The organism is Variovorax sp. W2I14 (genome assembly GCF_050435205.1).
In the GTDB taxonomy this organism is placed as follows: domain Bacteria; phylum Pseudomonadota; class Gammaproteobacteria; order Burkholderiales; family Burkholderiaceae_C; genus Variovorax; species Variovorax paradoxus_C.
In genome coordinates this window covers 6371449-6389576 of record NZ_JBNDJX010000001.1, presented here as the reverse complement: position 1 = coordinate 6389576, position 18128 = coordinate 6371449, and the positions used below count along the sequence as shown (strand labels likewise).

Annotated in this window: 18 protein-coding genes; 7 read left to right on the top strand and 11 right to left on the bottom strand. The window is 67.9% G+C overall.

The window, feature by feature from the left end; translation table 11 throughout:
* Window positions 1–19 precede the first annotated feature (19 nt).
* Entirely contained in the window at window positions 20–1453 is a 1434-nt protein-coding gene (locus QF040_RS29835) for a carotenoid oxygenase family protein (RefSeq protein WP_429613962.1), read from the top strand.
* A gap of 119 nt (window positions 1454–1572) precedes the next feature.
* Here the strand turns inward: QF040_RS29835 and QF040_RS29830 are convergent, their stop codons facing one another.
* The 3 genes from QF040_RS29830 to QF040_RS29820 form a co-directional block, all read right to left on the bottom strand.
* Complete coding sequence (locus tag QF040_RS29830; RefSeq protein ID WP_429613961.1) at window positions 1573–2112, bottom strand: RICIN domain-containing protein; 540 nt, start codon at window positions 2110–2112, stop codon at window positions 1573–1575.
* Between the two features lie 52 nt (window positions 2113–2164).
* Window positions 2165–3196 (bottom strand): patatin-like phospholipase family protein, encoded by a 1032-nt coding sequence (locus tag QF040_RS29825; RefSeq protein ID WP_429613960.1) that lies wholly within the window; start codon window positions 3194–3196, stop codon window positions 2165–2167.
* Between the two features lie 150 nt (window positions 3197–3346).
* A complete protein-coding gene (locus tag QF040_RS29820) occupies window positions 3347–3793 on the bottom strand; it encodes a hypothetical protein (protein WP_429613959.1) in 447 nt (148 codons plus the stop codon).
* Between QF040_RS29820 and QF040_RS29815 the strand changes: the two genes are divergently transcribed.
* On the top strand, window positions 3792–4220 hold the full coding sequence (locus QF040_RS29815) for a hypothetical protein (RefSeq protein ID WP_429613958.1): 429 nt from the start codon (window positions 3792–3794) through the stop codon (window positions 4218–4220). The genes QF040_RS29820 and QF040_RS29815 overlap by 2 nt on opposite strands.
* Window positions 4221–4248: 28 nt before the next feature.
* Here the strand turns inward: QF040_RS29815 and QF040_RS29810 are convergent, their stop codons facing one another.
* From QF040_RS29810 to QF040_RS29800, 3 genes are all read right to left on the bottom strand, one after another.
* Entirely contained in the window at window positions 4249–4962 is a 714-nt protein-coding gene (locus QF040_RS29810) for a hypothetical protein (RefSeq protein ID WP_429613957.1), read from the bottom strand.
* A 50-nt stretch (window positions 4963–5012) separates the two neighbouring features.
* Window positions 5013–5270, bottom strand: a complete 258-nt coding sequence (locus tag QF040_RS29805) for a hypothetical protein (RefSeq protein WP_013539384.1) — start codon at window positions 5268–5270, stop codon at window positions 5013–5015.
* A gap of 111 nt (window positions 5271–5381) precedes the next feature.
* The gene (locus QF040_RS29800; protein ID WP_429613956.1) at window positions 5382–6584 is read right to left on the bottom strand and encodes an amidohydrolase family protein; all 1203 of its coding nucleotides are present in this window, start codon (window positions 6582–6584) and stop codon (window positions 5382–5384) included.
* A gap of 138 nt (window positions 6585–6722) precedes the next feature.
* Between QF040_RS29800 and QF040_RS29795 the strand changes: the two genes are divergently transcribed.
* Window positions 6723–7643, top strand: a complete 921-nt coding sequence (locus QF040_RS29795) for a DMT family transporter (RefSeq protein ID WP_429613955.1) — start codon at window positions 6723–6725, stop codon at window positions 7641–7643.
* 24 nt (window positions 7644–7667) lie between these two features.
* On the opposite strand, the gene QF040_RS29790 is transcribed toward QF040_RS29795, so the two are convergent.
* Window positions 7668–9107 (bottom strand): MFS transporter, encoded by a 1440-nt coding sequence (locus QF040_RS29790; RefSeq protein WP_429613954.1) that lies wholly within the window; start codon window positions 9105–9107, stop codon window positions 7668–7670.
* A 137-nt stretch (window positions 9108–9244) separates the two neighbouring features.
* Here QF040_RS29790 and QF040_RS29785 point away from each other — a divergent pair, with 137 nt between their 5' ends.
* Window positions 9245–10075: a TorF family putative porin gene (locus tag QF040_RS29785; protein WP_429613953.1), complete on the top strand. Its 831-nt coding sequence runs from the start codon at window positions 9245–9247 to the stop codon at window positions 10073–10075.
* A 172-nt stretch (window positions 10076–10247) separates the two neighbouring features.
* Here the strand turns inward: QF040_RS29785 and QF040_RS29780 are convergent, their stop codons facing one another.
* Window positions 10248–11273 (bottom strand): Bug family tripartite tricarboxylate transporter substrate binding protein, encoded by a 1026-nt coding sequence (locus QF040_RS29780; protein WP_307603065.1) that lies wholly within the window; start codon window positions 11271–11273, stop codon window positions 10248–10250.
* A gap of 140 nt (window positions 11274–11413) precedes the next feature.
* On the opposite strand from QF040_RS29780, the gene QF040_RS29775 reads away from it, so the two are divergent.
* The 3 genes from QF040_RS29775 (at window position 11414) to QF040_RS29765 (ending at window position 14512) form a co-directional block, all read left to right on the top strand.
* Window positions 11414–13114 carry an MBL fold metallo-hydrolase gene (locus QF040_RS29775; protein ID WP_429613952.1) on the top strand — a complete coding sequence of 567 codons (1701 nt, stop codon included), beginning with the start codon at window positions 11414–11416 and terminating at the stop codon, window positions 13112–13114.
* A complete protein-coding gene (locus tag QF040_RS29770) occupies window positions 13111–13836 on the top strand; it encodes an RNA pseudouridine synthase (RefSeq protein WP_429613951.1) in 726 nt (241 codons plus the stop codon). Before QF040_RS29775 ends, QF040_RS29770 begins: the two co-directional genes overlap by 4 nt.
* A 103-nt stretch (window positions 13837–13939) precedes the next feature.
* Window positions 13940–14512, top strand: coding sequence for a hypothetical protein (locus QF040_RS29765; RefSeq protein ID WP_429613950.1), 573 nt, complete (start codon window positions 13940–13942; stop codon window positions 14510–14512).
* 10 nt (window positions 14513–14522) lie between these two features.
* On the opposite strand, the gene QF040_RS29760 is transcribed toward QF040_RS29765, so the two are convergent.
* From QF040_RS29760 to QF040_RS29750, 3 genes are read right to left on the bottom strand one after another with little or no spacing between them, the layout of a single operon-like run.
* Window positions 14523–15740, bottom strand: coding sequence for a multidrug effflux MFS transporter (locus QF040_RS29760; RefSeq protein ID WP_429613949.1), 1218 nt, complete (start codon window positions 15738–15740; stop codon window positions 14523–14525).
* Window positions 15737–17209, bottom strand: a complete 1473-nt coding sequence (locus tag QF040_RS29755) for an efflux transporter outer membrane subunit (protein WP_429613948.1) — start codon at window positions 17207–17209, stop codon at window positions 15737–15739. The genes QF040_RS29760 and QF040_RS29755 overlap by 4 nt, the downstream gene beginning before the upstream one ends.
* Window positions 17210–17213: 4 nt before the next feature.
* Window positions 17214–18128 carry an efflux RND transporter periplasmic adaptor subunit gene (locus tag QF040_RS29750; protein ID WP_429613947.1) on the bottom strand — a complete coding sequence of 305 codons (915 nt, stop codon included), beginning with the start codon at window positions 18126–18128 and terminating at the stop codon, window positions 17214–17216.

Genomic DNA, 18128 nt, shown 5'->3' with positions numbered 1-18128 from the left:
AGAAAGAAAGAAGAAGAACTTGAACGCACCGACGCAGGCCAACCCGCATTTCTTCACCGGCAACTACGCGCCACTCACCGAGGAACACGACATCGCGGCGCTCGATATCGAAGGCGCCATGCCGACGGCGCTTTCAGGGAGCCTGTACCGCGTGGGACCGAACCCGCGGTACGCACCGCGCGACGGCAACTACCACTGGTTCTCGGGCGACGGCATGGTGCATGCGTTCCACATCGGCGAGGGCCGCGTGTCGTACAGCAACCGCTGGGCGCGCACGCCCAAGTGGCAGCTGGAGCACGAGGCCGGCCGCGCGCTCTTCGGCACCTTCGGCAACCCGGCCACGAGCGATCCGCTGGCGCATGGCCGGAACGGTGGCACGGCGAACACGAGCATGCTGTGGCACGGCGACCGTCTGTTCGCGCTGGAGGAGTCGCACCAGCCCTTCGAGCTCGATGCGCGCACGCTGGCATCGAAGGGACACCAGAGTTTCGGCGACCGCATCACCGCGCGCTGCACGGCGCATCCGAAGGTGGACCCGGAAAGCGGCGAGCTGCATTTCTTCGCCTATTCGCCCGATGGCCCCGGCTCGCCGACGATGCTCTACGGCACGATGGACCGCGACTGCGAAGTGACCGGGCTGCAGTCGTTCACCGCGCCGTACGCGAGCATGGCGCACGACTTCATGGTGACGCGCGGGCATGTGCTGTTTCCGGTGATGCCGCTCACGCTCAGCGTGGAGCGCGCGATGCGCGGCAAGCCGCTGCTGGCGTGGGATGCGCAACTGCGCACGCACGTGGGCGTGATGCGGCGCGGAAGCACCACCGGCACGCTGCGCTGGTTCGAGGCCGAGGCCTGCCATGTGTTCCATGTGATGAACGCGTGGGAGGACGGCGACATGCTGGTGGCGTACGTGATGCAGTCGGAAACCGCGCCGGGCCTGCCCGATGCCGAGGGCCGGCCGGGCGACCCCGAAGCCATGGCGGCGCGCCTGTGCCGGTGGACCTTCGATCTCTCCAGTACAGGCAACGGGTTCGGTCGCGAGTACCTCGACGATCTGGCGGCGGAGTTTCCGCGCATCGACGAGCGTTTTGCAGGGCGCCGCAACCGCTACGGCTTCTACACCTGCCATGCGATATCGCGCGCGCGGGGCGACGACGAGAGCGTGCTGTACGACAGCCTGGCCCGTTTCGATTTCGAGACAGGCGAGCGCCGCATGTACACGCTGCCCGAAGGCGATGTGGTGTCGGAGCCGGTCTTCGTGCCGCGCCATGCCGATGCGGCGGAAGGCAACGGCTGGTTGCTGGTGGTGGCGTGGCGGGCGCAGGAAGCGCGCAGCGACCTGCTGGTGCTGGATGCGAGCGATGTGTCCGCCGGGCCTGTCGCCATCGCGCGTTTGCCGCATCGCGTGCCGTTCGGCTTTCATGGGAGTTGGCGCGGCAACGGCAATGGTTAGCCGCCCAGGGGGAGCGAAGTACTGGCGGACCGGATGGTGTTCACGCGCGCCCTGAGCCTTGCTTTTCTTCTTCGCGCGTGAACACTCCGGCACCCTCTCCGCTCCACCCTCCTCGCAGGTCAACCCAGCGGCAGCATCGGCACGAACCCCCATGCCTGTTTCTCGAACTCGATGAAGCTGATCGCGCCGGCCACCGCTGACGCCCCGGACTCGCCGCCGGTGAGCCCGATGACCATGGGCGACTGCGAATTGCTCGCGCGGTACTTGCTCTGGATGTACCAGTAGCCGAGTTTCTCGGTGGACTGGAGGCACCAGAGTTGATGGTCGGTCTGGAGCGGGTCCTTCGGCATCATGACCAAGGGCCTCGGCTCGATCGTCATGTTCGGCTCGAGCGTGATGACGAAGTTGGTGCTCATCTGTGTCTGCAGATACCACCACCCCGGATTGTCTCGGCCCGCGGCAACGAACTTCCATTGCTGGTTGTTGCTGTTCGGCGAATTGCGCGAATAGGCAATGACCTGTGTGCCCGAGGCGGCGTTGTTCTGGAACACGTCCAGCACGTTGTGGCTTCCGGCCAGCCGCCGGATGACGTAGGGGCCAAGGTCCAGCGGGCCCATGGTCGGGGTCGCTGGCGAAACATCTTTTTGAAGGGTCGACATCGTTGCTCCTTGAGAGGAATACGTACGTTCGTGGAATGCAGTGAAACAGCACTCAGGCGCGCGCGGCGCTGGGCTGGGTGCCGCCCAGGATGGGGTCGTCGACGACGATGCTGGTCCTCCAGTAGGCCCTGATCAATGCCTCCGCCTTGGAGGTGTCCGCAGCCCAGCCCTTGTCATTCAGCAGCTGGATGGCCTCAGGGTACGTCGTGTTCTCCGGAATGAAGAAAGGCAGCCTCGGGTTGAGGTTGACGTAGCGATCGCCCAGCAGGAAGCTGGCCAGCGTCGGCATGAGGTTGCAGGAGGTTCCGTTCAGGCTCATGTCCAGGACCGGCCCGGGCGTGGACTGGTTCATGAGGAACGGCGGCGTGTTGTTGAACGGGTTGCCGTCGCCGAGCATCCACTGGTTGGCGCCCCAGCTGTGGGTGTCGCTTGCAATCCAGTCGTACATGAGGCCGGTGCCGATGGTGATGGCCGTGATGTCCTCCAGCTTGTGCCCTGCCTGCACGGCCAGCGCAATGGCCGTCACTGTCGGATCGTGGTTCAGGAAAGCGCCATCGACATTGCCTTCATAAGAGCCCAGTTGCCCCGGCATCGCACCGCTGGAGGTGGCGGCCTTGGCGATGAGCACGTCGCCCATGCCCGGCGCCATGTTCGTGTACATGACCGGTCCCCAGGGCGTGGGCGTCACGACGCCGTCGGCCGAGGTGGCGAGGCCGCCGACATTGAAGGTCACGAAAAGCACCTTGCGTTCGAGGTCGGAGACTTTCTTGTCCAGGTGCCGCGCGTACTGCGAGGCGAAGACTTCGTCGATGTCGTACGCGGGCGTGTTCGGGTCGGTGTTCATCTTGTCGTAGAACTTGATCTCGCCGGTCTTGAAGAATTTGACGAGCTCCTTCGCAGTCTTTCCGGCAAGAAGCTCGCTCGTGATGATCGACCCTGTCGAGCACCCTGCGATCAGATCTGTCTCATCCACGACGCCGGGGAATTTCTCCTGCAGTTTCTGCAGGATCGTGACCGACATCAGTCCGCGTATGCCACCTCCGACGAACGAGAGGATGGTGAATTTTTTTCCAGGCTCTGCCATGACCAGCTCCTTTCAAATCATTGAATTCCCCGGGTTGGGGAAGCGGAGTCTCTGCCTCTGGCCCGTGCATCGTCTACACGTGGAATCCCGTTCAATCCATCGGCGTAATTCCGAACGCCGCGCAAGATATCGGTTCCCTCTCATGCATCGTCATGCGGGTTCATGCAGTGCTTCAAGCGCAGTCCTTAGTTCACTCTCTTGTGCGAACGACAGCGATTGCACGAGCTTGCGAAACTCGGCCCGGTAGCAAGGAAGCATCAGTGCGGCGGTGAGTGCATGAACACCATCGCCGCGTGCGATGTGCGCGTGGCATACCGCAATGCTGCGATGAATGCCGAGGGCGCGCTCGACAAGCGCGCTGTGCATCAGGTCGCTGTCGTGTTCGTGTTCGTCGTTGCTCGTGTCGTGTGCCGTGCGCGTCATTGCATGCTCCTCGTGGCGCACTGCAATGGCGCCGAGAGACAACTCTATGCATGCGGGCGCGGCGCGGGGAGTAACAACATCGTCGTGAATCGAACCGGGCCGCCGGCGAGCGAGCAAGCAAGCAAGCTGCCGGGCGGGGACAATCGAGGGCTCCTTGAAAACGAATGCATCCATGCCGACCGAACCTTGTACCCCTCCTTCACCGACGGACCAGCCGGCCGATGCGTCGACACCCACACCCACACCCACACCCACGCCTCCGGCGCGCGCTGCGCAGAGCGCAGGCAAGGCCCGGCGCCTGCGCACCGAAGCCGACAAGCTCGAAGCCTTCTGCGTCGTCGTGCGCGCGGCCTCGTCCGCGGCGGACCATGCCGCGTTTGCCGAAGTGAGCCGAGCGGCATCGAAGGCGCTGCAGGCCAAGTTCGGCGGCGGAACGATCACATCGGTGTTTGCATGGCTCACCAGCAGTGCGGGAAAAGATGCGCTGGACAGCGTTATTGCAGGCGAGGTCGAGTTGACCGGGTCGCTCTCGGTCGAGCAGATCGTCGAGGCGGTGGCACTGGCGCAGAAGGCGGAGCTGCTGCGCGCCACACAAGGCTAAAACTAAGCTGAGGTTTCTGCTTCTTCCCTCAGCCGGCCGCGCGCCAGCGGCCGGACTCGGGGCACACGCTGGCCCGTGCGCCATCGAGCCAGACCTGCTCGTCATTCAATCGCGATGCGGTGGAGGGGTCGATGTCGAATTCGATGCGCAACGCGCGCGCCACATCGGCGTTGTCGATGGGAAGCTCCCAGGTGAGAAAGAGCTGGCTGCAATCGCGCCCCGCTGCGAAGTCTTCCGCATCGAACCCGCTGGCGCCGCGGCGGATCACCGCATGCGGCTGGGCGGTGTCGAACATCAGCACCGTGCCCCTGGCCAGCGGAATGCGATGGCCGGTGCCGGGAAAGTGCACGTCGAGCCCCTTGTCCTCGCTCACGAAGAGATTGCAGAAAGCAGCGCTGCCGTACTGCTCGCCGTCGTGGTGGTAGCGCGCGCCGCGGCAGGCCATGAGGGCGATGTCGCTCGACGCCAGCACGTCCTTCAGGCCAAGCGCCTCCGTCCACTCGCTCATCGCCTGCACGCAGCGCTTGTGGTCGGGCCAGCGCATGCGCGCGCGCGCCAACGGCAAGGGCTCGACGTCGCCGGGTTCGAGGAACAGGGTCTCGGCGATGTCGCGTTCCCAATCGGCCATGAGCCGCGCGGGCGGCTGCGGCACATCGACCGTGCCCGACAGCACGATGTCGCTCACGCTGCGGCTGCGCAGCGCGGTGCTGTTCCAGAAGTAGGAGGTGAGGCGGTGGCTCATGGGGGAGCCAGTGTAGTGAGCGCCTCTACCGGCGGCGCGCCGCGGGCGCTTTAACCCGCGTTCTTCAGCGACTGCTTGGCCTTGTCAGCCGAGCTCTTCGAGCGGTTCTTGTGATAGCCCGACTTGACGTTGTTCACCGCCTTGCCGACCGGGCCACTCTTCTTGGCCTTGCTGTCGGCCTGCTTCTCGTCGATCTTGTGCTGCGCGGCGTCGGTCGCCTCGGAGGCGGCCTTGCCGATCTGCGCGTTGGCCGTGCCGGCCGCAAGCAGGGTGAGCGAGGTGGCGAGTGCGATCAGGGTCTTGTTCATCGGGATTCCTCCAGGAATTGAAATTGGAGTCGATGGTTGCATCGCTCGCGCGGGCGCCGTGTCAGCCGCCGCCCCGCGTGCCCTGAGGACCAAACCTCGCACCGTCGCCGTTCACAACGCCGCCACGTCGGGCTGCAACTCGCCATCGCGCGCCACGATGTGCCCACCCGCCACCACCAGCTTTCGCACCGGCCGCGACACCACCGCATGCGCCAGGGTCTGCGCATCGACCAGCACCAGGTCCGCGCGGTTGCCCGGCACGAGCCCATAGGCCTCGAAGCCGCAGCCGCGCGCGCCCGAATGAGTGACGGTGTCGAGCGCCACTTCGACCTCGTCGTCGCGGCGCAGGTTGTAGCGCAGGCCGATGAGCATCGCGCGCTCGAGCATGTCGGGGTTGCCATAAGGCGTCCACGCGTCGCGGATGCCGTCGTTGCCGCCGACCACCGTCACGCCCGCCTGCCGGCAGGCCAGAAGCGGCGGCACGCTGCGGGACGGCGGCGCGCTGGTGACGAGCACCACGCCGAGCTTCGCCATGCGCGCGAGCAGCGTCTCGCGCTCGCGTTCGGCCACATCGCCGAGGCAAAAGCCATGGCTCACCGCGACCTTGCCCTGCATGCCCAGAGCCTCGGTGCGCTGCAGGATGAGGTCGAGCGAGAACGCGCCCATGGCACCCGGCTCGTGCAGGTGAATGTCGATGGGACGCTGGTGTTTGTCTGCAATGCCGAAGAGCACGTCGAGCGATTTCACCGGGTCGCCGTCGATGGCGCAGGGGTCGAGGCCGCCGAGCACATCGGCACCGAGTGCGAGCGACTGGTCGAGCAGTTCGGCGGTGCCGGGGCGGCCCAGCAGGCCCGATTGCGGGAACGCGACGATCTGGATCTGCTGCAGATCGCGCAGCGCCTCGCGCGTCTGCAGCGTGCCTTCGAGATGCCGCAGGCCCGCCTGCGTATCGACATCGACATGCGTGCGAAGCCGCGTCGTGCCGAGCGCGAGAAAAGCCTTGGCGAGCACGAGCGACTGCGCGGCCGCATCGTGCCCGCTCGCGTGACGGAAGGCGCGCTCGTTCTCGATCTTGTCGATGAGATTGGTGCCGACTTCGTTGCGGTACCAGTCCATGCCCCACATCGTCTTGTCGAGGTGCGTGTGGCCTTCGACGAGGCCGGGGAGCAGCAAGGCGCCGCCGCCCTCTTCGATCGTTGCATCGGCGGGCGCGGGCGGCGCGGTGCCGATGCCTGCGATACGGCCGTCGCGCACCAGCACGTCGACGGGGGAAGCGCCCATCGGGCGAACGTTGCGGATCAGGAGCGTGGGCATGGTTCTTTTTCGAGAAGGCATCGGGAAGGTCGTGAGACAGCGTACCCAGATTCGGGCGCGTGGTCATCATCAGCGCACGCACACGATTCGTTCCAGGCCGAAGTGTTCGCGCCGCCCGATCGCGATGATCGGCGCACCATGCACACGACCACGCTCGATACAGCCGCCGGGCCGCGCCCCAACCTTGCCTTCGAATGGATGCTGCTCGCGGTGCTCGCGACCTGCTGGGGCGCCTCGTACACCTTCATCAAGATCGGCGTCCAGACGCTGCCGCCCATCACGCTGATCGCGGCGCGCACGCTCGTCGCCGGCCTGCTGCTGCTCGCGGTGCTGCGCATGCGCGGCGTGAAGCTGCCGGCCGATCCCGCGATGTGGCGGCGCTTCGCGCTGCAGGCGGGCCTGAACAGCGTGCTGCCGTTCACGCTCATCGCATGGGCCGAGCGCAGCGTCGATGCCGGGCTCGCGACCATCCTCAACTCGACCTCGCCGATCTTCATCTTCCTGCTCGGCCTCGGCATGGGCGGCGCGGAGAGGCCCACGCTGCGCCGGCTGTTCGGCGTGGGCGCGGGGCTGGCGGGCATCTGCCTGATCGTCGGCTTCGAGGCGCTGCACGGCCTCGAGCATTCGCTGCGCGCGCAGATCGGGTTGGTGGCGGCCGCCGTCTGCTATGGCTGCGCCGCGATGTTCGGGCGCGTGTTCAAGGGACTCGACCCGATGGTGCCGGCTGCCGGCTCCCTGCTGAGCGGCGCGGCGATGCTGCTGCCCGCGAGCATCGCGATCGACAGGCCGTGGACGCTCGCGCCCTCGGCCGCATCGGTGATGGCGGTGCTGGCGCTGGCCGTGGTTTCGACGGCCCTCGCCTTCACCATCTACTTCCGCTTGATCAAGACGCTCGGGCCGATGTCCACCGCCGCGCGGGCGTATCTGCGCGTGCCCGTCGGCGTCACGATCGGCGTGGTGCTTCTCGGCGAAGCGCTCTCGCCCACCGCGTGGATCGGGCTCGCGTGCATCGTGGCGGGCGTGGTCGCGATGACGATGCCGGCGCGACGCGCGGGCTGATTCCGCTGATCGGCTCCAGCGAGACTAGGCGCCCTCGAACTCGAGCCGCGCCGCCGGCCGCAGCAGGCGCCACGCCACGAGCAACCCGACCAGCGCGAACACCGCACAGGCCACGAACGACGCGCGGTATCCATGGTTCAGCGCCGCCACGGTGCTGCCCACGGTGAACGACACGGCCACCGTCGCCACCACGGCCGCGCCGAACGCGCCGCCCAGCTGGAACGCGGCGGTGTTGAGACCCGACGCAAGACCCGACTCGGCGCGGGTCACGCCCATCAGCGCCGCAATCGATGCCGCGACCGCGCACGCGCCGAGCCCCGCGCCGAAGATGAACAGGCCGAAGAAGATGTCGCCGAAGTAGGTGCCCTCTACCCGGATCCGGCTCAGAAACAGGCTCGCGATGCCGAGCAGCAGCATCGCGACCATCGCCACGCGGCGAGAGCCCACGCGCGTGACAAAGCCTTGGCCGAAGGTCGAGCCGACCACGGCCATCACGGTGAGCACCGCGGTGCCGAGCCCGAACTGCAGCGCCGAGTAGCCGAGCACCTTCTGCGCATAGAGCGACACGGTCGTGCCCACGCCCCACGCGGTCATGCCGAGCACGAGCATCAGGAGGTTGCCGCCCACCAGCGTGCGCGAACGGAAGATCGCGAGCGGCACCAGCGGCGCGGCCGAGCGGGCTTCGATCCAGACGAAGAGCGCGATCAGCACCACGGCCGCGGCGAACACGCCCAGCGTCTGCCCGCCGAGCCAGCCGACGGCGGGCGCCTCGACCAGCGCGTAGACCAGCAGCATCAGCCCCGCCGTGATGGTGAACGCGCCGGCCGGGTCGTAGCGGCGCGGATGCGTGCGCTCGTCGGTGCGGCTCTCGCGCAGCAGCACGGGCGCAAGCAGCATCACCGCGCCCGCCACCGGCACGTTGATGTAGAAGATCCACGGCCAGCCCAGCGAATCGGCCAGCGGCCCGCCGATGAGCAGCGCCGAGGTCGCACCCACGCCGCCCATGCCCGACCAGATGCCCAGCGCCTTGTTGCGCTCCGCGCCCTCGGTGAACGTGGTCATGAGGATGGAGAGCGCCGAAGGCGACATCACCGCCGCCGCCACGCCCTGCAGCACACGCGCCACGATCAGCACCTGCGGCGAACTGGCCAGCCCGCAGCCCAGCGAAGCCAGCAGGAACAAGCCCGTGCCCAGCATGAACAGGCGCCGCCGCCCCAGCAAGTCGGCCATGCGCCCGCCGAGCAGCAGCAGGCCGCCGAAGCTCAGCAAATAGGCGCTCATCACCCACTGCACGCGTCCGGGCGAGAAGCCGAGTGCCCGCTCGATGGAGGGCAGCGCCAGGATGACGATCTGCGAATCGAGGATCACCATGAAGTAGGCGGTGCACAGCACGGCCAGCGCTTTCCAGCGGCGTGGGTCGGAGGAGATCTCGGTAGTGGTGGTGGTGGTGGTGGTGGTGTTCATGCCAGTAGTCGAACGGCGATCGCCCGAATCGACATCCGGGCCCAAAACTTTTTGCGCCGGCGCGCTGTTTTTTTACACGGCTTTTAGACGCCCCCTCCTACGCTGCCGGCTCCTCTATCCGTTAGCGATTTCTTTCGATGAAACACCTTCTCCGCATCGCCCTGCCGATGCTCGTTCTCCCTACCCTCGCCGCCCTGCCGATGCTCGCGAGCGCGCAGCTCAGTGGCAACGTCGCGCTCACCACCAACTACAAGTTCCGCGGGCAAGACCAGGACATGCTCGGCCGCAACGACTACGCCAAGACCAGCGGCTTCAAGCCCGCCATCCAGGGCGGCCTGGACTACGCCTTCGGCGAGAGCGGCTTCTATGTGGGCAACTGGAATTCGAGCGTCAACTGGCTCAAGGGCAACAGCCTGGAGAGCGATTTCTACGGCGGCTACAAATTCAAGGCCGGCCCGCTCGACCTGGACGCGGGCGCGCTCACCTATGTCTACCCCGGCAACTCGTCGGGCAACACGACCGAGCTCTACGGCAGCGCCGGCTACACCAGCGAGGCGATCGGCTCGTTCACGCTGAAGTACTCGCACACGGTGTCGAAGGACTACTTCGGCTACGCGGGCAACAAGGCCGGCTCGGGCCTGAAGGGCACCAACACCGGCTACCTGAACCTGGCGTACAGCAAGGAGATCGCGCCCAAGCTCACGTTGAAGGCGGCCGTCGGCTACACGAACATGTCGAGCGACATCCGCAGCCTTGGCTACAAGAACTACGTGGACTACAACGTGGGCGCTTCTTACGACTTCGGCAACGGCCTCTCGCTCGCCGGCTCGGTGCAGGGCGCGAACAAGAAGAGCGCGTACACGGCAGTGAGCACCCCCGGCGTGGACTTCGGCTTCGGCACCTTCGGCCGCGAGACCTATTCGCCGAACAAGGCGCGCTTCATCGCCACGCTGACGAAGACGCTGTAGTCCAGTAGCAGTCAGAGCACTGGCGCCAGCCGCACACCCGCAGCGTGCCCATGTGCGCAGGGCGTCGGGTGCTCCACGCAGTGAAATAAAGGAGGAGCGAAGCGGGGGACATTCGCGGAGGGGAGTACCCGGCGGCCTGCGCACGCGCCGCGAACAAGCCCCCAACGAAGCATCAATCGATGCTGATATTCGCAGCCTTCGCCACCTCAGCCCACTTCACACGGTTCTCATGCACCGTCTTCTTGAACTGCGCAGGCGACTCGATGCGGATGGTGTTCCCCTGCGCCTCGAACTTCTCGCGGATCTCGGGCTGCTCGAGCACCGCCTTCACAGCCGCATTGAGCTTGTCCACGATCTGCGCATCCGTGCCCTTGGGCGCGAAGATGCCGAACCAGATCGAACTGTCGAAACCCTTGGTGCCCGGCACACCGCTGGAGGCGATGGTCGGCACTTCCTTCACCGCCGCCACCGGCGTCGCCGTGGTCACGCCCAGCAAGCGCACCTTGCCCGCCTTGTAGTGCGGCAGCACCGTCTGCACCTGGTTCATGATGCAGCAGGTCTCCCCGCGCACCACCGACGTGATGGCCTCCGGGCCGCCCTTGTAAGGCACGTGCACCATGTTCAGCCCGAGGCGCGAATTGAATTCGGCAAACGCCATGTGCGTGCCCGCGCCATTGCCCGTGGACGCGTAGTTGTACTTGCCGGGGTTGGCCTTGACGAGGTCGACGAACTCCTTCAAGGTCTTCACGTCGATCACGCTCGAATTGATGGTGAGCACGTTCGAGACATCGAGCACCGGTGCCACCGGCACGAAGTCGGCCTCCACGTCGAACGGCAGCTTCTTGTAGAGCGCGGCATTGCTGCCATGCGTGGCCGCGGTGCCGAACGAGAGCGTGTAGCCATCGGGCTTCGAATGCGCCACGTACTCGCTCGCGATGTTGCCGGCCGCGCCCGAGCGGTAATCGATGATGACCGGGCGGCCCAGCTGTTTGGACAGCGGCTCCTGGATGGTGCGGGCGACCACGTCGACGCCCGAGCCGGCGGGAAAGCCCATGATCAGCGTGACGGGCTGCTGCGGCCAATCTTGCTGGGCGAAAGCGGCCGGCGATGCGGCGGCGCACAAGGCGGTGGCCAGCAGCACCGAGCGGCGCGAAAACAGGGAGAAGAGAGAGAACGGAGAGGAGTGAGAATGGGCCATGACTGTCTTTCTGCGAGACCGACGGTGTGGACGGAACAGACGATGCAAAAGCGGATTGTGGCGCGCGGCTCATGCCCGTTGGCACATGAGCTTATGCACCGAGCCACACGCGCATCGCACCTGCTCCCGATAATCACCCCATGGTCCGCTTCTCCCAACTGATTCACCCCGCACGCGAGCCCGCGCCCGTGCGCGCCGCCGCCACCGTGCTGCTGCTGCGCGACACGCCCGCCGGCATCGAGGTGCTGATGACCCGCCGCTCGGCCACTGCGAGCTTTGCGCCGGGCGCCTATGTTTTTCCCGGCGGCCACATCGACGCGGCCGACGAAGCCGCCAAGCGCATCGCCACCCGCCGTCCCACCCAGAGCCGCGTCCAGCGCACCCAGGCCATCGCGGCCATTCGCGAGGCTTTTGAAGAACTGGGCGTGCTGCTCGCACACCACGCCGACGGCCGACCGGTCAGCGCCGAAGACATCGCCGCCATGGACCGCGGCGACACCGCGGGCACCGCTTTCGCCGACCAGTGCGCCGCGCGCGGGCTGGTGCTGGCGTCGGACCAGGTGTTCACCTTCGCGCACTGGATCACCGACCGCGACCTGCCCAAGCGCTTCGACGTGCCCTTTCTCGTCGCGCGCATGCCCGAGGGCCAGGTGCCCACGGCCGACGAGAGCGAGCAGTTCGAGCCCTGCTGGGTGCGCCCCGCCGATGCGCTCGCGCGCCACGCGGCGGGCAACTTCTTCATGATCTTCCCGACCGTGCGCACGCTGCAGCGCATGGCGGCCTATGCGACGGTCGATGCGGTGCTCGCGGCCTGCGCGCCCAACGGCAATGGCGAGGCACCGCTCTGGACCAGCTGCCCGCGCGCAGGTCTCCTCAAGGGCGAGGACGTGCGCTACATGGAAAGCGATTCGCCCTACGGCGAGCTCGCGCTGGTCTGCCCCGACGGCCAGCTCGTGCATGCGCTCGACTGGCAGAGCGAGCAACCGGTCGCGCTCTTGAAGAATGTGCAGCGCCTCACCGCGCCCAACCCGAGCGCCATGACCGGCCCGGGCACCAACACCTACATCGTGGGCGATGCCGCCACCGGCTACCTGGTGATCGACCCGGGCCCGAACGACTTCGACCACATCGGCCGCCTCTGGCGCATCACGCACGGCGACATCCGCATGATCGTCTGCACGCACTCGCACGCCGATCACTCGCCGGGCGCCGCGCCGCTGCAGGCGCTGTGCAAGTCGAGCAAGCCACCGATCCTCGGCCTGCCCTCGGCGCCGACCGCGCGCGCCACGGCGCGCTTCACGCCCGAGCGCTCGCTGATCAACGGCGAGCGCCTCACGCTCTCGGGCACCACCGCCGAGGGCGAGCCCATCACCCACACGCTGCGCGTGATCCACACCCCCGGCCACGCGGCCAACCACCTGTGCCTGGTGCTCGAAGAAGACGGCCTGCTGTTCTCGGGCGACCACATCCTGAACGGCAGCACCACCGTGATCGATCCGCCCGATGGCGACATGACGGCCTACCTCGACTCGCTCGACACGCTCGATGCGGCCTGCGCCGAGGGCCTCGTCGAATTCATCCTGCCGGCCCACGGCTACGTGATCGGCTTTGCACGCAACGCCATCGCGCACCTGAAGGCGCATCGGCTCAAGCGCGAGGCAAAGATCGCGGCGGCCATGCAGGCGCTGCCGGGCGGCACGCCCGAGCAATGGCTGCCGATCGCCTACGACGACGTGCCCGAACGCATGTGGCCGGTGGCCGCGCGTTCGCTGGCCGCGCATGTGGCGCGCATCCAGCATCTGCAGCAGCAGCAACAACAAAAACAGACGGGCGCCCGATGAAGAACAACAACGCTCCCGAAGACGAAGGCATCCGCCTCGCCAAGCGCGTGGCCGCCCTCGCCGGCGTGTCGCGGCGCGAGGCCGAACTGCTGATCGAGAACGGCGCGGTGCGCGTCGATGGCGTGCCTGCGGTGCTGCCGCAGTCGCGCGTGCAGGCGCATCAGCAGGTCGAGATCGCGGCCGGCGCCAAGCCCGAGCCGGTGGTGCCTGTGACGATGCTGCTCTACAAGCCGGCCGGCATGCCGACCGACAACGCACACAGGCTGCTGGTGGCCGCGAACCACCACGAGCCCGAACGCGCGGGCCAGAAATTCCTGCCCGCGCACTTGAAGGGCCAGCACTGCATGACGCCGCTGGAAACCGGCGCCAGCGGCCTCGTGGCCTATACGCAGGAGTTCCGCATCGAGCGCAAGCTGCAGGAAGACGCCGGCATCCTCGAACACGAGGTGATGGTCGACGTGGCCGGCACGGTGAGCCCCGAGGTATTGATGCGCTTCGAGCGGTCGCCAGCGCGCGTGAGCATCGGCCGGCAGGCCGAAGACGGCAAGCAGACGGGCCTGCGCTTCGCGCTCAAGGGCGCGCGGCCCGGGCAGATCGCGCACCTGTGCGACCAGATGGGCCTGACCATCGTCGCGATGCGGCGCATCCGCATCGGGCGCGTGCCGCTCGCGGGGCTGCAGCCCGGCCAGTGGCGCTACCTGGCGCCGCACGAACGCTTTTGAGATCGAAGAAGAAGAAAGAGAAGAACGACGCGCCGCCTGCCTCGCGCTTGCGGCCCGAAATTTTCAGCAAGCGGCCTCAGGCCGCCGACAGGGAGACCGAGCCATGACATTCAGAAAAACCAGAACCGCGGCCGCTGCATTGGCCTCCACGGTGCCCGTGGCACTGCTGGCAGGTTGCAGCTTTTTCGCTTCGCTGCAGCCGGCGCCCGGGCCCGCTGCGGCAACTGCGCCGCCCGCCCCGCCGCCCGCGGTGGTGTCGAAGGACGGGCTCGCACCGATCACCGGCGAGCAGGTCGAGCGCATCCGCGAAGTCATCGGCGGCAAGACGCCAAGCCCGGCTGTGGCCAAGGTGGTTCGCGGCGCGGCGCCGACCATCGAATCGTTCGTGCGGACCGAAGGCTGCATCACCGACCGCAACGGCGCGGTGCTCAACCCCTTCGCGGCGCCGGGGCGGCTGTTCGACGGCACCGGCTTCCAGGGCGGTCCGATGTCGCAGATGCAGTACCACGACAAGACGGCCTGCGTGACCGTCAAGCGCATACAGAACTGGAAGATGGTGTCGCCCAAGCTGCTGCGCTTCGACGTGGTCTACGTGGGCGACGACGGCGAGGAGCAATCGGTGCGCCGCCATGAACTGGTGCGACAGCCCAAGGGCGGCTGGCTGTTCACGCGCTGAGCATCGTTCTTCAGTCCGCGGCTGCGCCCACGAGCTTCTTCTGGTGGCGCAGTGCCACCGCGAACGACAACTGCGCCACGATGCCCGCTCCGGCCAGCACGATGGCCGCAGCCAGCGCCGGATTCTGGTGGCCCATGCCGGCCAGCGCCGTGCACAGCGCGCCCACCGCCATCTGCGTCGAACCATAGAGGCCCGAGGCCGAGCCGATCACCTGCGGATTGACGCTGATCGCCTGCGTCAGCGCGGCCGGTGACGCCATGCCCGCGCCGACGGTGAAGAGGAACATGGTGCCCACCGCCAGCGGCACCGAGAGGTGCCCCGACAGCACGCCGCCCAGCAGCACGAAGGCCGCGAGCACGCTGAGCGCGTTCGAGCGGATCATGAGGCGGTCGACGCGCACGCGCTGGATCAGGTGGCTAGTGAGAAAGCTGCCGAGCCACACGCCCGACACCAGGATCGCGAGGTAGATGCCCGCCTCGTGCGCGGGTCGGTGCAGTTGATCCACGAAGATGAAGGGCGCGGATGCGATGAAGGCGTACATCGAGGTGGTCGCGCAACCGCCGCCGACCGAGAAGCCGAGGAACGCGGGCGAGCGCAGCAGCTGGCCGTAGTTGCGCGCGAGCGCCGACGCATCGAGCTGCGTGCCCGGCGTGCCGGTCTCGGGCAAGAGGCGCCAGGTGAAGAGCAGGCCGACGATGCCGAGCGCGAAGAGCGCGTAGAAGATGGAGCGCCATCCGAGCGCGGTGGCGAGCGCGCCGCCGACCAGCGGCGCGATGCTAGGGCCGACGGTGACCATCAGGTTCATCAGCGCGAGGCGTCGCGTGGCCTCTTGCGGCCCGGCCGTGTCGCGCACGATGCTGCGGCCCAGCACGAGGCCCGCGCAGCCGCCGATGGCCTGGAACAGCCGCGCCGTGATGAGCGCATGCACGTCCGGCGCGAGCGCGGCGACGAGCCCCGCCGCCGAATAAAGGCCGAGCCCGAACAGCAGCACGGGGCGCCGGCCGTAGCGGTCGGCCATCGGGCCGTACAGCAACTGCCCGACGGCGAGGCCCAAGATGTAGAGACTCACCGTCATCTGCATCGCGCCCATGCCGGCGCCGAGATTCTTCGCGGCGATCGGCAAGGCCGGCACGAAGATGTGCATCGCCAGGGTGCCGCTGAAGGTGACCAGCGCGAGCAGCCACAGCGGCGCGTGCGGGCGTTGTGACGGCGTTGCTGTCGACGTCATTGCTTCGTGGTTGCTGGCGTGTTCAGGTCGAGCGCGACGGCGCTGGATTCATCGGGCTCCCAGCCGCCGCCGAGCGCCATGAACAGCACCACCTGGTCGTCGGCCAGTTGCGCTTCGCTGGCGGCCAGGGCCGCGTCGCTTGCAGCGAGGGACCGTTCGGCATCGAGCGTGTCGAGGTAGGCGGTGCGGCCGTTCTTGTAGAGCTGGCGTGCCTGCGCCGCGACCTTCGCGCTTTCGTCGCGCGAGGCCTGCAGGGCGGCATGGCGGTCGAGTTCGCGGGCGTAGGTGCCGAGCGCGGTTTCGGTTTCGCGCAGCGCGGTGAGCACGGTGCCGTCGAACTTGGCGAGCGCGGCGCGCGTGGTGGCCTCGGCCTCGGCAATGCGGGCCTGCGCGATGCCGGTGTTGGGAATCGTCCAGGAGATCAGCGGACCCATGCTCCAGCTCATCGTTTCCTTGCGGCCGAAGTCGGCAGCCGGGCCGGCCGATGAAGCCGAGAGACCAAGCGTGACCTTCGGATAGAGATCGGCCGTGGCCACGCCGATGCGCGCGGTCGAGGCCGCAAGGCTGCGCTCGGCCTGGCGAATGTCGGGACGGCGGCGCAGCAGGGCCGCGCCATCCCCCACGGGCAGCGTGCCGGCCACGCGCGGGGGCACGGTGCAGCCGGCCACCTCGCGCGGGAAGTCCTGCGGCAGTGCGCCGGTCAGCGTGGCGAGGCGGTAGAGCGCGCCCTGGCGCTCGGCCTTCAGTGGCGGCAGCGCGGCGTTCAGTTGCTCGAGCTGCGCACGCGCGCGGCTGGTGTCGATGGTGCCGGCGCGGCCGGCGCGCTGCAGGCGGTCGGTGACATTCACCGCGTCCTGCTGCAGCGCGACGGACTTCTCGGCGATCTGCAGGCGCAGGCCCGTCGAGCAGGCTTCGGCGTAGGCGCGCGCGGTGCCGGCGGCGACATTCACGCGCACGAGATCGAGCGCCGCCGCGGCCGCTTCGGTGTTGGCGCCGGCTGCTTCGATGCTGCGGCGGATCTGGCCGAACAGGTCGACCTGGTAAGACAGCGATGCACCCGCGCTGTAGTTGAAGCGGCTCGGCGGCTCGTAGCCCTTCTGCAGCAGCGAGAGGCCCGAGACATGGCCGAACGACGGGCCGCCGTTCACGCCCAGCGTGGGGCGCTGCGCGCCGGCCACTTCAGACTCGATGGCGCGTTCGCGTTCGAGGTTCGCGACGGCCTGGCGCAGATCGGTGTTGTGCGCGAGGGCCTGCGTGACGAGCCTGTCGAGCAGCGGGTCGTGGTACAGGCGCCACCAGTGCGGGGGCAGCGGCGCGGCATTCGCGGGCGCTTCGGCAAAGGGCTTTGCCGCAGCAGGCTGGCTGGCGAGCGCATCGGCGGGCTGCTTGTAGTCGGGGCCAACCGCCGCGCATGCGGCGAGCCCGGCAGCAACCGCCAACGAGGCCAGGCGAAAAGCGAAGCGGGTCATGGCGTCATCCCTTCTTCGGAGTGGCCGCACCGTGCTCCAGCACCTGCACGGTCACCGTCTGGCCCGCGACGAGCCGCGCGCCTTCTGGCAGCGGATCGAGCTTCACACGCACCGGAATGCGCTGCGCGAGACGCACCCAGTTGAAGGTCGGGTTCACGCTGGGCAGCAGGTTCGCGCTGGTGGAGCGGTCGCGGTCGGCGATGCCGGCGGCCACGCTGTCGACCGCGCCTTCGAGCACCGCGCCGCCGCCCATCGGCGTGACGCGCACGCGGTCGCCCAGGTGGATGCGGGGCAGCTTCGTTTCCTCGAAATAGCCTTCGACGTAGAACGACTGCGCATCGACCAGCGCGAGCACCGGCCTGCCCGCCGCGGCGTAGCTGCCTTGGCGCAGATCGAGGTTGGTGACGAGGCCGTCGGCCGGCGCGCGCACCTGGGCGCGCTGCAGGTTGAGGCGCGCGGAGTCGAGCGCCACCTCGGCCTGCGCGACGGCAGCCTGCATCTGCTCGAGGCGCGAACGGGTCTGTTCGCGCGACTCCTTGGAGACGAGTTCATCCAAACCCGCATTGCGCGCGTTCTCGCGCTGCACCTGGGCTCTCGCGGCGCGTTGCGCCGACAGAGCGGCCTGCGCCTGGCGCACGGCGAGGTCATAGCGGGCACGGTCCACCTCGAAGAGCAGCGTGCCGGCGGCGACCGATTGGTTGTCCTGGATCGGCACGGCCGTGACGAGGCCCGACACGTCGGGCGCGATCTGGACCACGTTGGCGCGCACGCGGCCGTCGCGCGTCCACGGCGCGAGCTCGTAGTGGTCCCAGAGCCGGAAGCCGGCCCAGACGGCCGCGGCCACCACGGCCACGGTAAGAAGGACGCGCAGCAGGCGCTGTATCCGGGAGTTGTCTGCAGAAGAAGAACTGGCTGTCAT

Excerpts from the sequence above, each read along its gene's own strand:
- QF040_RS29820 (WP_429613959.1), bottom strand. The coding sequence starts at position 3,793 with ATGGATGCATTCGTTTTCAAGGAGCCCTCGATTGTCCCCGCCCGGCAG.
- QF040_RS29750 (WP_429613947.1), bottom strand. The coding sequence starts at position 18,128 with ATGACAGCCAGTTCTTCTTCTGCAGACAACTCCCGGATACAGCGCCTG.
- QF040_RS29775 (WP_429613952.1), top strand. The coding sequence starts at position 11,414 with ATGGTCCGCTTCTCCCAACTGATTCACCCCGCACGCGAGCCCGCGCCC.
- QF040_RS29785 (WP_429613953.1), top strand. The coding sequence starts at position 9,245 with ATGAAACACCTTCTCCGCATCGCCCTGCCGATGCTCGTTCTCCCTACC.
- QF040_RS29830 (WP_429613961.1), bottom strand. The coding sequence starts at position 2,112 with ATGTCGACCCTTCAAAAAGATGTTTCGCCAGCGACCCCGACCATGGGC.
- QF040_RS29825 (WP_429613960.1), bottom strand. The coding sequence starts at position 3,196 with ATGGCAGAGCCTGGAAAAAAATTCACCATCCTCTCGTTCGTCGGAGGT.
- QF040_RS29755 (WP_429613948.1), bottom strand. The coding sequence starts at position 17,209 with ATGACCCGCTTCGCTTTTCGCCTGGCCTCGTTGGCGGTTGCTGCCGGG.
- QF040_RS29770 (WP_429613951.1), top strand. The coding sequence starts at position 13,111 with ATGAAGAACAACAACGCTCCCGAAGACGAAGGCATCCGCCTCGCCAAG.
- QF040_RS29795 (WP_429613955.1), top strand. The coding sequence starts at position 6,723 with ATGCACACGACCACGCTCGATACAGCCGCCGGGCCGCGCCCCAACCTT.
- QF040_RS29815 (WP_429613958.1), top strand. The coding sequence starts at position 3,792 with ATGCCGACCGAACCTTGTACCCCTCCTTCACCGACGGACCAGCCGGCC.
- QF040_RS29765 (WP_429613950.1), top strand. The coding sequence starts at position 13,940 with ATGACATTCAGAAAAACCAGAACCGCGGCCGCTGCATTGGCCTCCACG.
- QF040_RS29810 (WP_429613957.1), bottom strand. The coding sequence starts at position 4,962 with ATGAGCCACCGCCTCACCTCCTACTTCTGGAACAGCACCGCGCTGCGC.
- QF040_RS29790 (WP_429613954.1), bottom strand. The coding sequence starts at position 9,107 with ATGAACACCACCACCACCACCACCACCACTACCGAGATCTCCTCCGAC.
- QF040_RS29760 (WP_429613949.1), bottom strand. The coding sequence starts at position 15,740 with ATGACGTCGACAGCAACGCCGTCACAACGCCCGCACGCGCCGCTGTGG.
- QF040_RS29800 (WP_429613956.1), bottom strand. The coding sequence starts at position 6,584 with ATGCCCACGCTCCTGATCCGCAACGTTCGCCCGATGGGCGCTTCCCCC.
- QF040_RS29805 (WP_013539384.1), bottom strand. The coding sequence starts at position 5,270 with ATGAACAAGACCCTGATCGCACTCGCCACCTCGCTCACCCTGCTTGCG.
- QF040_RS29780 (WP_307603065.1), bottom strand. The coding sequence starts at position 11,273 with ATGGCCCATTCTCACTCCTCTCCGTTCTCTCTCTTCTCCCTGTTTTCG.